Here is a 13,789-nt window from a genome sequence, read left to right as displayed (position 1 = left end):
CATTCTTCATCCATGGCCTGATCGGCGCTTTGTCGTCAAGCACTCAAGGTAGGAGCCCGGTGCCTAAATTGGGCACGCCGGGATCTGTGCGGGGGGTGTTCAGTAATGGACATCCCTACCGCAATCAATCGAAGGCGAAGGATTCATCGGCAGATGCTGGTCGGTCCCATGTCGACATGAAAATGCGTCGCGTGCAAGGCGTTGTAATCGGGGCCGAGCGTCGTCGCGAACGAGCGGCATGCGCCTTCGTGCACGCGCCGCAAAAACGATGCATCTCGCGCGTTCGCGCCGGCCCATTGCTCAAGCGTGATGCGCGTACCGTCCGCGAGCACGAAGCCTGTGAGATCGATTGCATTGGCGCTTGCATGCTGACTCAGCGCCGTGTCTTTCTGATGGTTCACGTTGCGGCATGCATAACTGCCGACGTGCTCGATACGCGTGACGCGCTCGCCGAACATGTCGAGCGCCGCAGGCTGGAACGTGCGACGTTCGAACTCCGCGATGCCGAGCGCAAGCGGACACGTCGCGAGAAACGGCGCGCTGAAGCGCGTATCGCCGGCTTGCGTCACGCGCACGACATCCTTCAACGCGCAGCCGCCCGCACCGGTCGCGTCCGCCATCGGTCGATAGACGAGACCCGAATGTTCCAGGGCGATCGAGCAGAGTTGCGGATCGCGCAGCGTGCGCCAGCGTTTGTAGAGTGCGAACGGACCGTCCGGCGCGCGCACATCGAACGGTGTGAAGGGATCGTAGCGCTCCGGCACGACGATGCGGCGCGTGTACACGCCATAGCCGAACAGCAATGCCGCGACGATCGCCGCCAGCATCAGACCGAATACGATGCGTCCGATCACGCCGCGCCCGATTGCACGCGCTCCGCCAGCTTCGCGTCGTAACTCGAATGGATATGCACGCGCTTCTTATCCGGATACGCATACGAGTAGGCCTTGCGCAACGCAAGCGATGCCTCGTGAAACCCCGACAAAATCAGCTTCTGCTTGTTCGGATACTGCGCGATATCGCCGACCGCAAAAATCCCCGCTCGCGACGACTCGTAATTCGACGTATCCACTTCGATACGCCCGCCACGCACATCGAGATTCCACTCGGCAATCGGCCCGAGATCGGCAACGAGACCATACAGCGCAACGAGCTTGTCGGCGACGATATCCGTCGTCCCATCGACATGCTTGATCCGCACCGAACGCAACGCGCCATCATGTGCGTCGAGCGAATCGATCATGCCGACGACAAAATCCATCTCGCCCGCTTCGACCGCGCGCTTCATCGCCACCACGGAATTCGCCGCCGCAGAAAACCCGTTACGCCGATGCACGAGCGTGAGTTTCTTGGCGACATTCTTGAGCGCTAAAGCCCAGTCGAGCGCGGAATCGCCGCCGCCGGCAACCAGCACATCGCGGTTTTCGAAATCGGCAAGACGCGCCACGCTGTAATGCACCGAACGATCCTCCAACGCGGCCGCTTCCGGCACTTGCAAACGCTGCGGCACGAATGCGCCATTGCCCGCCGCGATAAGAATCGCTGCGACGTCGAAACGCATGCCATGTTCCGTGCGCACCGTCCAGCGATGATCCTCGCGTTGCTCAACGGACATCACGCGCTGACTCAAATGAATCGGCACATCGAAGGGACGAATCTGCTCCATCAGACGATCGACGAGTTCGCGCGCGGTGCACGAAGGAATCGCGGGGATATCGTAGATGGGTTTGTCGGGATACAGCTCGATGCATTGCCCGCCGATGCGGTCGAGCCCATCGACGATCTGACAGCTCAGGCCGATCACGCCGGCTTCGAACGCGGCGAACAGACCGACCGGTCCCGCACCGATAATCAGGACATCGGTGGTAATGACTTCGTTTTGGGGTTCCATGTTTTCGCTTCCGGTTCATGGCATGCGCGTCATTTCGCGCAGCAATCATCGGATCACGATACAGAAACCGTCACGATGGAGCAACGAAGCCCCTGCTGATCGGGCGGCAATAGCGACTGCGCGGCTACTGCTTATCCAGCTCTCGCGCGTAATACATCGCGGCCGCGTCGATCTCTTCGGGCGTCATGTTGCGTGCGACGTTGCGCATCACTTCGTTGATATCGTTGGTGCGCGCGCTGTCGTGGAAGGCACTGAGTTGCGCCTTCGTATAAGCGGCCGGCAAGCCGTCGAGCCACGGACTGCCCGCCTTGTTATCGATGCCGCCATGAAACGTGGCGCACGGCGCGATATTGCGCATCGGCGCACCGTGCGCGACGATCGGCGGCGCAAGCGATGCGCTCACCTTGCGCTGGGCGGGCGGCCTCGGCAGGCTCGCGTAATAGGCTGCGAGATCGCGCATGTCCTGATCGCTCAGATTCACGGCCATTGGCGACATCACGGCGTTGGTGCGCGCGCCGCTCTTGAAGTCGATCAACTGACCGATGCATACTGTCCCGCGAGATTCGGCGAATTCGCCTCGCTCATGCCGCGCTCGCCGTGACACATCGTGCAGCGCAAGGCCAGCGTCGCGCCGCGCCCGACCGCGTTCGCCGTGACGTTGCTCAGCAATTGCGGCGTCACTTCCACTTGCGACAGCTTGAGCTTCGGCGTCACATTCGTTTCGCCCGCAAACCAGTTGCGCGGTGCGCCTGCCGCGCTGCAGATCGCATTCCAGATGCCGGTAAAGCCCGCATCGCGCTGCGCCGACGGCAACCACACGAGGCCGATAAACGCCGACACCAGCGCGAGCCCGAACGTGCCCAGCACGCTGACCGTGAACCAGCGATTGCGGAATGTGAAGAGGCGTTCGTCGCTCATCGCGGCGCTCCGATGGGAACGGCGGGCACGGCGGTATCGCCGCCGCGCGAGACGAGTTGCGCGATCGGATAGCCGTAGTTGACGAGCGTGAGGCCGATCATCAGTGCGATCCACAACGCGAAGGTATTGAGCGCGACGGGTATCGTATGCGGCTCGTGCACCGCGCGGCTGAAGCGAAATTCTTCTGGCGCGATCCGCGGCGCGCGATGTCCGCCGATCAGCACCATGAAGAACAGAATGCCGGAGACCACGAGGATCAGCCCGCCGATCACCGAGATGATCACGGACATCGCCTGCGCGGCGAGGGCGGGATCGTTGTAATCGTAGAAGGCCATCCGGCGCGGCATGCCGAGCAGACCCACCACATGCCACGGAAACGTCAGCACGATCATACCGATGAACCACAACCACAATTGCCAACGCATCAGCTTCAGATTCGTCAACGCGCGGCCCGTCAGATGCGGCCACAAATCATACGCAATCACGAAGTACATGATCACGATCGCGCCGCCGAAGATCAGATGAAAATGTCCCGTCACCCATTGCGTGTTGTGCACGGTCGAATCGAGCTGATAACTCATATTGATGAGGCCGCCCGCGCCGCCCAGCCCGAGCATCACGAAGGAGAACGCGACGGCGAGCATCATCGGATTGGACCAGGGCAGCGCTTTGATCCAGCCGAGCGTGCCCTTGCCCCCTCGTAGCCGTGCCGCGATCTCGACCGATGCGCAGATCGTGAAGACCGTGAGCAGCGTCGGCACCGCGACCAGCGCGGTGAATACCGAGTGCATGAACTTGAAGCCCGAGCCGACTTGCGGATCGGCAAACAGATGGTGAATGCCGATCGGCATCGACACCACGAGGAACAGGATGAACGAGATGCGCGCCATCGCATCGCTATACAAGCGTCCGCCGATCGCGCGCGGAATGATGGTGTAGTACGCGATATACGCCGGCATCAGCCAGAAGTAGACGATGGCGTGCAGCGTCCACGAGAAGAATATGCGTGCGAGGCCCGCGTCGATGGTGTGCTTGAAACCGAGCGCGACCGGCAGAATCAGGAACAACACTTCGATGGCTGCGCCGACCGCCGTCCAGCCCCACAAATAAGCGCCCGCGACGGTCGCGAACATCGCGAGCGGCACCGGCTTGCCGCGATTCTCGCGTCGCCACGATGCGAGGTTCACCGACATCAGCGCGACCCAGACCCACGAGCCGACTACCACGAGCACGACGCCGATATAGAAGAACGCGTTGGCGATCATCGGCGGATAGAAGGTGTAGAGCACGGAGGCGAGTCCCATCGCGACGGGCGTTTCCGCGCAGACCGCGCCGATCGCGACGAGCCACCAGCCGAGCCACGCCCAGCGCAAGCCGACCAGCGGACGCTTGAGAGCGAGTTCGCTGACCGCGTAGCCGAAACCCATCGCGATCAACGTGGGAAACGCGTAACCCATCACGGTACCGTGCGCCGTCACCGAGCGATAGTAAAGCTCCGGATTCTGCAACCACAGATGCAGCGGGCTGCGCACCAGCATCTGCCACGCGCCGAGCAACAGCGCGACACCGAACGCGATGAATGCGAGCCAGAAATGCGCGAGTACGAGCCGCTTGCTATTGAACACAGGACACTCTCCGCGAATCGGCCGGCAGCTTGTCGGCCATCTGCATGAACTCGGTGCGATCCACCACCTTCACATGCGCCCACATGTTCTGATGCCCCGTGCCGCAATATTCGTGGCACGGCATGGTGTGATCGCCGGTCTTGTCGAAGGTCGTCTTGAAGGTCGACACATAGCCCGGTTCGAGCATCGAATTGATATTGGTATCGGTGATGAGAAAGCCATGCACGACATCCGAACTCGTCGCGCGGAATGTAACCGGCACGCCCGCCGGCACGACGATGCATTGCGGCGTGAACGAATACTGCTGCGCGACGATCCGCACCGTCACGGAACCATCGGCCTCGGGCGCCGCGCCGAGATTGCTTTCGACGAATTCGCCGGAGACATGCAGAGTTTCCGGACGAACGGTCTCGACGCGCGAAGGCGGCATCATCGCCCAGTGCAGGCCGGTGTAGACCATCATCGCGACGAGCACGGCGACGAGGACGAGGACGAGCGTCGCCCAGCGTCTCTCGACTCGTTCGGCGACTTCGTGCGAAGCCGGTTGGATAGCAATAGTTTCGTATGCCTAATCAATCACTGAATCACGCCGCGCGGCAGAAACACCGCAAAGTAGAACCAGAACCAGATGCCGATCACGATCGCCGTCGAAATGCCCGCGAGCGCGATCGCGCCGTTCGGCCCGCTTCGCACGATCTCGTCGACCTTCTCGTCTTCGCCCGGATCTTCATTCATGGTCGATACTCACGATACTCAGTAAAGCGGCGCGGAACGCAGCTCGTTGACTTCCTTCACGCTCACCGGCGCGCCGCGATTGCCCCACGCGGTGCGGATATACGTCACCACCGCCGCCACTTCCACATCGGACAGCGACTGCGCGAACGGCGGCATGCCATAAGGCTTCGGATTCTTGAACGTGCCCGGCGGATAGCCGCCGTTCAGCACCATGCGGATCGGGTTCACGGCGGAACTCATGACGATCGACTGGTTGTTGGCGAGCGGCGGAAAATCGGGCGGCTTGCCCTGCCCTTGCGTCGCGTGACATTCGGCGCATTGCGCGTCGTAGATCTTCTTGCCCAGCGGCGACAGACTGGTTTTCTGCTCGACCACCGCCTGACTCGGCGGCTCGGACTTGTCGCCCGAACGCGCGGGCAAGGCCTTCAGATAGACGGCCATCGCACGCACGTCTTCTTCGCTGAGATATTGCAGGCTGTCGTAGACGACTTCGGCCATCGGTCCATACACCGCGCCGCGATCGCTGACGCCCGCATGCAGAAGACCCACGATCTCGTCGATGCTCCAATCGCCAAGCCCCGCTTCCTTGTTCGACGTGAGCGACGGCGCGTACCAGTTCTGAATCGGAATCAGGCCGCCTTCGAAGGCCTTCGACGTAACATTGCCGCCGAGCGCGTTGATCGCTGTATGACACATCGAGCAATCGCCAGAATCGCGACGGCGTGCAGAATGCCGGATTCGCCCGCCACCGCGCCCGCGTAATTGAACGGCCGGCCCACGAAGACGGCACGCGCACCGAGCGCATGCGCGATCAGCACGTCGTTTCCGCGTCGGAAACCGCCGTCGATCATCACCGTGCAGCGTTCGCCGACCGCGTCAACCACATCCGGCAGCGCATGCAGGGTCGCGCGCGTGCCGTCGAGCTGCCGTCCGCCGTGATTCGAAACGATCACGCCCTGCGCGCCGAGATCGCAGGAGCGCCGGGCATCGTCGGGGTGCAGGATGCCCTTCACCACCAGCTTGCCGGGCCAGTTATCGCGGATCAGTTTCAGATGATCCCAGTTCAGATGGTCGCGCGCGCCGAAATCGCGCAGCACGTTCGACGACAAAATCGGCGCACCGCGCGTCACGCGCGAGTTCTCGAAGTGCGGCATGCCGTGATTGACCAGCGTGCGCAACGCGGTGCCGAACAGCCAGCGCAGATGCGTGATGCCTTCCCACGCGAGCCGCGCGCTCGGGCGCAGCGGCGTGGAAAATCCCGCCCGCACGTTGTTCTCGCGATTGCCCGACACCGGCGTGTCCGCCGTCACGACCAGCGTGCCGAATCCCGCCGCGCGCACGCGTCCGATCAACGCGACGATCTTGTCCGGTTCGCCCGGCACATAGGCCTGAAACCACGCGTGCGGATTCGCCTCGTGCACCTCCTCCATGCGGATCAGCGATGAACCGCTCATGATCATCGGCACGTTGGCGCGGCGGGCGGCATGCGCCTGAACGAGATCGCCGCGATACGCCGACAACGCGCTGATGCCCATCGGCGCGATGCCGAACGGTGCGCCGTAGGTGTGGCCGAGCAGATCGACATCGATCGTGCGACGCGAGGTATCGCTGAACACGCGCGTGATCCAGTCGTATTCCTCGAACGCTTCGCGGTTGCGCCGCAACGTGCGATCGGTTTCGCAGCCGCCGCTGATGTACGCGAAGATCGGCTTCGGCAGAAACTCGCGCGCGGCCGTTTCGAAATCGTCGAGCGACAGGATGGGCTGCAGGCGGCGCGGCACTTTGCTCGATGTGCCCGTGTTCGGCACCGTGTGGCTCGCGAGCGGGTAATCGCGAAAGCTGAAGGAATCGGACATGGTGCTTCCTTGATTGCGGGACCGCACACGGTCCATGCGTGTCACGTGTCGCGTCAGGCGAAGCCGTAAAGCTTCTCCGGGTTCGACACGAAGATCATCTGCTGCCAGTCGGATCGCCCGATCCAGCCCGCGATCGTATCGACGAGACTCGCATCGTCGGGCTTATCCGACTTCTGCGTCGGATGCGGCCAGTCCGTGCCCCACAGCATGCGCTCGGGCGCCGCCTCGATGAACGCCTTCGCTACCGGCGCGACATCGGCGTAACCAGGCGCTCCGCTCTTCGTATCGACATACGGCCCGGACAGCGTGATCCACGTATTGCCGCGATCGACGAGCCTGCGCGCGGCGCGCATCGCATCGGATTCGAGCCCGCCCGGCTGCGGCACATGCGCGATGTGATCGATGACGAGCGGGCACGGCAGCGCCGACAAGATGGTTTCGAGCGACGGCAGCTTCGCGCCCTGCACGACGAGCTCGATATGCCAGCCGAACGGCGCGATGCGCGAGGCGAGCGGCGCGAGCATGTCCACGGTGGTCGCGCCGGGATAGCTCAGGTTGAAGCGAATGGCGCGCACGCCGGCATCGTGCATGTCGGAGAGTTGCTGCTGCGTGACGGATGAATCGACCACGGCGACGCCGCGCGCATCTTGGCCGAAGCGCCTGAGCGCGTCGAGCGTGCAACGGTTGTCGGTGCCGTACGTGGACGGCGTCACCACCACGTTGCGATGCATGCCGAGCCGCGTCTGCACCGCGCGATACTGCTCGATGCTCGCGTTCGGCGGCCGCAGCGTCGTGCCGGGCGCACTCGGAAAGCGGTCGTCGTAGATGTGCATGTGGCAGTCGATCGTGCCAGCGGGCAGCGTGAACGCCGGCTTTTCCGTGCCGCTCGACCACACTTCGCGCGCCATCGCCGTCGACGCAAACGATGCGCCGAACAGCCCGGCCGCGCTCACGCCGAGAAATTCCCTGCGGTTCATGTCGCGCATGATCACGCCGCCTTCGTCTCGTTCGTCACGCGCGCGCCCGGTCCCGACGAGCGGCTCAACAGCAGCAGCGTCGCCACGCTGACGAGCGTCAACAAGTCGAGCGGCATGAGCGCGAGCGAATAGCTTCCGGTCGCGTGCTTGACCCAGCCGTACACGTTGACCATCAGCCCGCCGCCGAGCAGATTGGCGATCGCGTTGATGGTCGCAAGACCCGCTGCCGCCGCGCTGTTCGACAGCATACCCGAGGCCAGCGCCCAGAACGGACCCTTGAACGCATAGGCGCCGACGAGCACCGCGCACAGCATGATCATCGTCGGGAGCAGCGAGCCGGAGAGCGACGTGCCGAACAGGCCGAAGCCGATCAGCAGCATCGGAATGACGGTGTGCCAGCGGCGCTCGCCACGGCGATCCGAACGGCGGCCACAATAGACCATCAGGAACGATGCCATCAGATACGGCACCGAATTCAGCAAACCCGTCTGCATGACCGTCAGACCGAACGACTTCAGCAACTGCGGCTGCCACACGGACAGCGTGCTGCCCGCCGCCGACGCGCAGGTATCGACGAGTGCGAGGCACAGCACGTAGCGATTGCGGAACAGCTTCGTGAGCGGCATGTGCGCGACCTTCTTCGGCTCGCGCGCTTCGTTCGCGAGCGCGCCCTTCAGCCAATCGCGCTCTTCGTCAGTAGGCCATTTCGCATGCTCGGGCTTGTCCGTCAGGAACCCGAGACACACGATGCCGAGGATCACGGTCGGCACGCCTTCGAGGATGAAAAGCCAGTGCCAGCCGCGCAGACCGGCGAAGCCGTCCATCTGCAGGAGCGCGGCCGAGATAGGCGAGCCGATGAAGCTCGCGGCGGGAATCGCCACCATGAAGGTCGCGACGATGCGCGCGCGATACTTCGGCGGAATCCAGTACGAGAGATACAGCAGCACGCCCGGAAAGAAGCCCGCTTCGGCCGCGCCCAGCAGAAAGCGCAGCACATAGAATGAGGTCGGATTGCGCACCAGCGCCGTCGCCGCCGACACCAGCCCTCACGTGATCATGATGCGAGCGATCCACAGCCGCGCGCCGTACTTTTGCAGCGCCATATTGCTCGGTACTTCGCAGAAGAAGTAGGACACGAAAAACAGACTGCTGCCGAAGCCGAACACCCGCGCGGAGAGCCCGAGATCGTGATTCATCTGCAGGGACGCCATGCCGACGTTGCCGCGATCGATGAAGGCCAGCAGATAGCAGGAAGAAGCCGCCAGACCACCTTACGCATGGTCTGTCGCTCGATATTCGATAAGGTGCCGCCGTTGACTTGCATGTCTGTCTCCTGAAACTATTGTGCGCTTGTGCGCTGTTCTCTGATACGGCTTAAAACGGTGATCGCGACAACACCCGCCGCCAGCACGAAGGCCATCGCGCCGAAGGTGTGGCGCACGCCGAGCGCTTCCGATGCGGTGCCGACCAGCAGATAGCCGAACGGCATCGTGCCGTTGTAGGCCATGCCGTACATGCCGACGAGCCCGCCGCGCACGTGTTCGGGGCAGCTTCGCTGGATGGTCGCGTTGGTCGACGTGGCCGCGAAGGTGAGGCTGAAGCCGAGCGCGTAGAACGCGGGCATCGATGCCGCGGCGGCGCTCGTCATCGACAGCACGGCGAGCGCGGCCGCGGCCGTCCACGGCGCCCACGCGATGAACCGTGCCGATGCGCGCGGCCCCAGCGCCGACGACAACAGCACGGCCGCGCTCAGCGACCCCGCTCCGGCGCACGCGAAGAACACGCCGGTAAAGCGCGCCGCGTCGTGAAAACCTTTGTCGGCCAGCAAGGGCACGAGCGTCTGATAACTCCCCGCGAACAAGCCGATGCACGCGAGTATCGGCAGATAGCGTCCCGAAAACGCGTCCGACATCACGTAGCCAACCGCGTCGCGCAGACCGCTTTCGGCGCGCGTCGGGCGCATCGGCGCGTCGGTCCTGATCGAGCGCACGCAGGTCGCCATGAAGCACAGCGCGAGCGCGTAGATCACGAACGACGCGCGCGCCCCGAGCATCGGATAAACGAATCCGGCGATGGTCGGGCCGACCATGCGGCCCATGTTGTACACCATCGTGTTCATCGCGACGGCATTCGACGTGTGCGTCGCGTCTTCGAGACTCGTCAGCAGCAAGACCTGACGCGCGGGCGTTTCCACCGCGCTCGAGATGCCAATCAACAGCGCGTGCGCCAGGATCAGCGGAACGCTCAGCACGCCGAGCAGCGAAAGCGTAAACAGGCTCGCCGTCAGCGCCAGCGATGTCATCAGCACGCACAGCGTCGCGCGCTTCGCGTTCTCCGATCGGATGCGCGATCCCGCGACCGGGGCCACGATCAGTTGCGGCCCGTACAGCAGGAAGTTTAGCAGCGCGAGAATCGCAGCCGATCCCGACAGGTGATACACGAGCAGGTTCAGCGTGACGTTCTGCGTCCAGCTGCCGAGCACCGACGCGACCTGCCCGCTCAAATAGCGTCGCAGCGCCGCCTCGGTCCGCGCCGGAAACAGCCGGCTGACGAAGCGCGGTCCGGCGGCTGTCGTCATGACAGCGACTTGCCGCGCGTTTCGGGCGCGAAGAATACGACCACGGCAGCGGCAATGAAAGCGACGATGGTCGTCGCCAGGCCCAGCACGAATCCGCCCGCCGTCGATGCCAGCGCGCCGATCACCAGCGGCGCGATAAAGCCGCCGAGCCGTCCGCCGTTATAGGCAAGGCCCATCAGAAAGCCGCGCGACGCCGTGTTGCCGATGATCTCCGCGAGAAACGGACCCGCGCCCGCGAAGATGCCGTTGACGCTGAAGCCGGTGAAGAAGATCGCGACCATCAACAGCCACGGGTTCGCCGACAGGATGTACACGAACACCGCCGCCGCGCCGACCAGCAAATACGCGAGAAACATCGGGCGGCGGCCGAGCCGGTCCACGAACGCGGAGAACAGCAGGAAACCGGTGATCGCGCCGAACTGGAGCGACAGCACGAACTTGAGGCTGTGCACGAAATCGAGGTGCTTGACCGTGACGAGGAAAGTCGGCGTCCAGGTGAACACGCCCCAGTAAAGGTATTGCAGGAAGAAGATGAAGCCGAACGCCGTCACGAGGCCGCGCACGTTGAGCGCATCGCCGCTCGCCTGGCTTGCCGCCATGGCTTGCGACCGCGCGTGTGCTTTCGCCTGCTTGCGTTCGAGCCAGATGGGCGATTCGGGCGTCTTGCGCGCGACCCAGAAGAGGATGAAGAACGGCAGCGCGCCAACCATGAAGAGCACCCGCCATCCTTGCCCCGCGAGCCCGCCATAACTATTGCTGACGATGCCGGAAATCGTGATCGCGAGGATCGCGCCGATGGGCAAGTCCATCTGCATCAGCGCGCCGCCCTTGCCGCGACGGCTCGCATGCCACGTTTCGGCGATCAGCGCCGCGCCAGCCGTCCAGGTGCCGCCCATGCCGAGCGCGCCGCAAAAGCGCAGCGCCGCGAACCAGTGCTCGTTCGGCGCGAACGCGATCGCGCCCGAAAACAGCGAATAGATGCAGACACAGAGCAAGGCGGTACGCACGCGACCGAGCCGGTCGGACACATAGCCGAACAGAATCCCGCCGATGATCTGCCCCGCCGCCGTGATGCTCGTAAAGAGGCCGAGTTGCGCCTTGCTCAGGCCGAACTGAAGCGCGAGCGTCGGCAGCAGCAGCGAGAGCAGAAACGAGTCGTAGCTTTCGAAAGTCCAGCCCAGACCCGCGAGCGTCAGCGAACACCACTCGATCGCGGTGATGTTCCTGAGCCCTTTGCCCTGCGCGCCGGCGTTGATGTCGTCGTTCGAGACGGTTGCGCTCGTCTTCATGCGTTGTCTCCGGAAATCTCGAGGCGATAGGTCGATGCCGCCGTGCCGCTGAACAGCGCGGACTTTTCATCGGCGGACAGGCCGCTCGCCAGTCTCTTGAAGGCGTTCCACAGCACGCCGTAACTGAACATCCCCTTGTCGACGGGGAAATTGCTTTCGAACATGCAGCGATTCACGCCGAACAGTTCGATGCAGATATCGAAGTAAGGCCGCCACGCATCGGCGAGCGCTTCGGACGATGGCGGCAGATCGCGCGCGGCGAAATCGAAGCCGAACACGGTCAGACCCGCGCCGCCCAGCTTCATGCGCGTATTGGGCAGGCTCGCGAGACGCGCGAGTCCCTGACGCCAGTGAGCGACGATCTCCACGCGCTTGCCGGTATTTCCCGCATACGGCCCAACACCGAGCGGACCGCCAAAATGATCGATCACGACGATCACATCGGGCGATGCCTTCGCCAGTTCGTAAAGCGCGTCGAGCTGCGTGTGATACACCCACGCATCGAGCGACAAGCCGAAGCGCGCCAGCGTTCGCACGCCATGCCGGAATGCCGGGTCGTGCATGCGATCGCGCGGCGGCGTGACCGGGCTCGACGTCACGTCGGGATGATCGTGCCATGCGAGCGGATTGCGGATGCCGCGCAAACGTCCGCCCGACACCTGCAGCATCGACTCGAGCACGGCGTCGAGTTCCGCGCCGAGCGAGAAATCCGCGCCGCCGACGATCGCCTCACAGCAGCGCGCCGGTCCATACGCCCCGCTCGCGAACATCGCGGCGACGCCGTTGGCGAACTCGACTTCGCCGACGGGCTTCATCGCGTTGGGACCGCTTGCGCGCATCATCGAGCGGCATTGCACGTAGACGGTCGAGACGATCCGATGCCCGCAGCCGACATCCGCGCCGAACTCTTCCGCGAGATACCGGCCGGTTTGCCGGTCCCACAAATGATGGTGCGCATCGACGATGGCGAGCTCCGGCGCGAGCTCCGGCTCGACGCGTCGCGCGAGCCAGTCGAGCCGAACGGTCGCATGAGGCGCATGAACGATTTGCACGGCGCGGTCCTCTCCTAGAACTTCTGACGCATGCCGATCACGAAGCCGGTCTGGTTGTAGCCCGGCGCCACCGTGCCGTAACCGCCCACGCCGAGCGCCGCGCCATTCTTGTTGTGCGAATAGCCCGCCGTCGCATAGAGGTCCGTGCGCTTCGAGACGAAGTAATCCGCGCACAGCACGGCCAGCCACGAATCGGCGCTGGTCGAGTGCACGTCCTGGTAGTAGCCCGTCGCCGTCAACTGCAAAGCCGGCGTGATCGTGTACTGCGCGCCCGCCCAATACAGATTCGCGGCGCTTGCTTCGGAACCGTTGGCGAGCACGATCGGATTGGCGGGCAGGAACGCGTTCGACGCACGCAGATAGCGATAACCCGCGAAGCCCTTGACCGGCCCGAACACGTACGTCGCGGCAGCGGTCGCGCGGCGCTCGGTGGCGGTGTTGGTCGTGGCCGTATTGCCGTTGCGCTGTTCGTACGACACGCTCGCCGCGAGCGGTCCTTGCGCGAAGGTCAGCGCGCCGCTGAAGAAGCGGCCCGTGATTTCCGCGCCCGGCACTTCCGCGCCGTAGCCGGTGTCGTAGCGCGTGCTGTACATCGCTTGCGCGGTCAGCGGGCCGAACACGCCCGTGTACTTCGCGGAATTGTCGATGCGCGCGGCCGTCGCATAATCGACCGACAACACCGAGTATTTCGACGATGCGCCCATCGGATCGAACGTGACCGCTTGTTCATAGAGCAGCGAGTTCTGAGTGCGCCGGTAGACCGGCAAGGAGTAGGTGGTGAAAGTCCACTGCGATGAAGGAGTAGCGAACCACATCGGCCCCGAGCCGTGCGCAGGTCACCGCGAGGTGATCGGCGAAGCGTCGGCAG

The 13,789-nt window shown here is 63.9% G+C and carries 10 protein-coding genes and 4 pseudogenes; all 14 read right to left on the bottom strand.

Features of this window, described 5'->3' with window-relative positions:
• Window positions 1-143: 143 nt before the first annotated feature.
• A complete protein-coding gene (locus BVER_RS21600; protein ID WP_232316700.1) occupies window positions 144-854 on the bottom strand; it encodes an extensin-like domain-containing protein in 711 nt (236 codons plus the stop codon).
• On the bottom strand, window positions 851-1,891 hold the full coding sequence (locus BVER_RS21595; protein ID WP_050455024.1) for an NAD(P)/FAD-dependent oxidoreductase: 1,041 nt from the start codon (window positions 1,889-1,891) through the stop codon (window positions 851-853). The genes BVER_RS21600 and BVER_RS21595 overlap by 4 nt, the downstream gene beginning before the upstream one ends.
• A 124-nt stretch (window positions 1,892-2,015) precedes the next feature.
• Window positions 2,016-2,809, bottom strand: a pseudogene (locus BVER_RS21590) (c-type cytochrome).
• Window positions 2,806-4,434, bottom strand: coding sequence for a cbb3-type cytochrome c oxidase subunit I (locus tag BVER_RS21585; protein ID WP_050455023.1), 1,629 nt, complete (start codon window positions 4,432-4,434; stop codon window positions 2,806-2,808). Before BVER_RS21585 ends, BVER_RS21590 begins: the two are co-directional and overlap by 4 nt.
• Window positions 4,424-4,990: a cupredoxin domain-containing protein gene (locus BVER_RS21580; protein WP_050455022.1), complete on the bottom strand. Its 567-nt coding sequence runs from the start codon at window positions 4,988-4,990 to the stop codon at window positions 4,424-4,426. Before BVER_RS21580 ends, BVER_RS21585 begins: the two co-directional genes overlap by 11 nt.
• 20 nt (window positions 4,991-5,010) lie before the next feature.
• Entirely contained in the window at window positions 5,011-5,169 is a 159-nt protein-coding gene (locus tag BVER_RS31780) for a hypothetical protein (protein WP_157056163.1), read from the bottom strand.
• An 18-nt stretch (window positions 5,170-5,187) separates the two neighbouring features.
• Window positions 5,188-5,877: pseudogene (locus BVER_RS21575) on the bottom strand (c-type cytochrome); the annotation flags it as partial.
• Window positions 5,799-7,025, bottom strand: a complete 1,227-nt coding sequence (locus tag BVER_RS21570) for an alpha-hydroxy acid oxidase (protein WP_083452290.1) — start codon at window positions 7,023-7,025, stop codon at window positions 5,799-5,801. The pseudogene BVER_RS21575 and the gene BVER_RS21570, both read right to left, overlap by 79 nt.
• 53 nt (window positions 7,026-7,078) lie before the next feature.
• Window positions 7,079-8,011: an amidohydrolase family protein gene (locus tag BVER_RS21565; protein WP_050455021.1), complete on the bottom strand. Its 933-nt coding sequence runs from the start codon at window positions 8,009-8,011 to the stop codon at window positions 7,079-7,081.
• A 2-nt stretch (window positions 8,012-8,013) separates the two neighbouring features.
• Window positions 8,014-9,326, bottom strand: a pseudogene (locus tag BVER_RS21560) (MFS transporter).
• 15 nt (window positions 9,327-9,341) lie between these two features.
• Window positions 9,342-10,580 (bottom strand): MFS transporter, encoded by a 1,239-nt coding sequence (locus BVER_RS21555; RefSeq protein ID WP_050455020.1) that lies wholly within the window; start codon window positions 10,578-10,580, stop codon window positions 9,342-9,344.
• Entirely contained in the window at window positions 10,577-11,869 is a 1,293-nt protein-coding gene (locus tag BVER_RS21550; protein WP_050455019.1) for an MFS transporter, read from the bottom strand. The genes BVER_RS21555 and BVER_RS21550 overlap by 4 nt, the downstream gene beginning before the upstream one ends.
• A complete protein-coding gene (locus BVER_RS21545) occupies window positions 11,866-12,921 on the bottom strand; it encodes an amidohydrolase family protein (protein WP_050455018.1) in 1,056 nt (351 codons plus the stop codon). Before BVER_RS21545 ends, BVER_RS21550 begins: the two co-directional genes overlap by 4 nt.
• A 14-nt stretch (window positions 12,922-12,935) precedes the next feature.
• A pseudogene (locus BVER_RS21540) lies at window positions 12,936-13,667 on the bottom strand (porin); the annotation flags it as partial.
• Window positions 13,668-13,789: the final 122 nt, after the last annotated feature.

The sequence above is a fragment of the Candidatus Burkholderia verschuerenii genome, assembly GCF_001189365.1.
In the GTDB taxonomy this organism is placed as follows: Bacteria; Pseudomonadota; Gammaproteobacteria; order Burkholderiales; family Burkholderiaceae; genus Caballeronia; species Caballeronia verschuerenii.
Note: the sequence above shows the minus strand (reverse complement) of the source record. Positions and strands in the feature narration are given on the sequence as shown.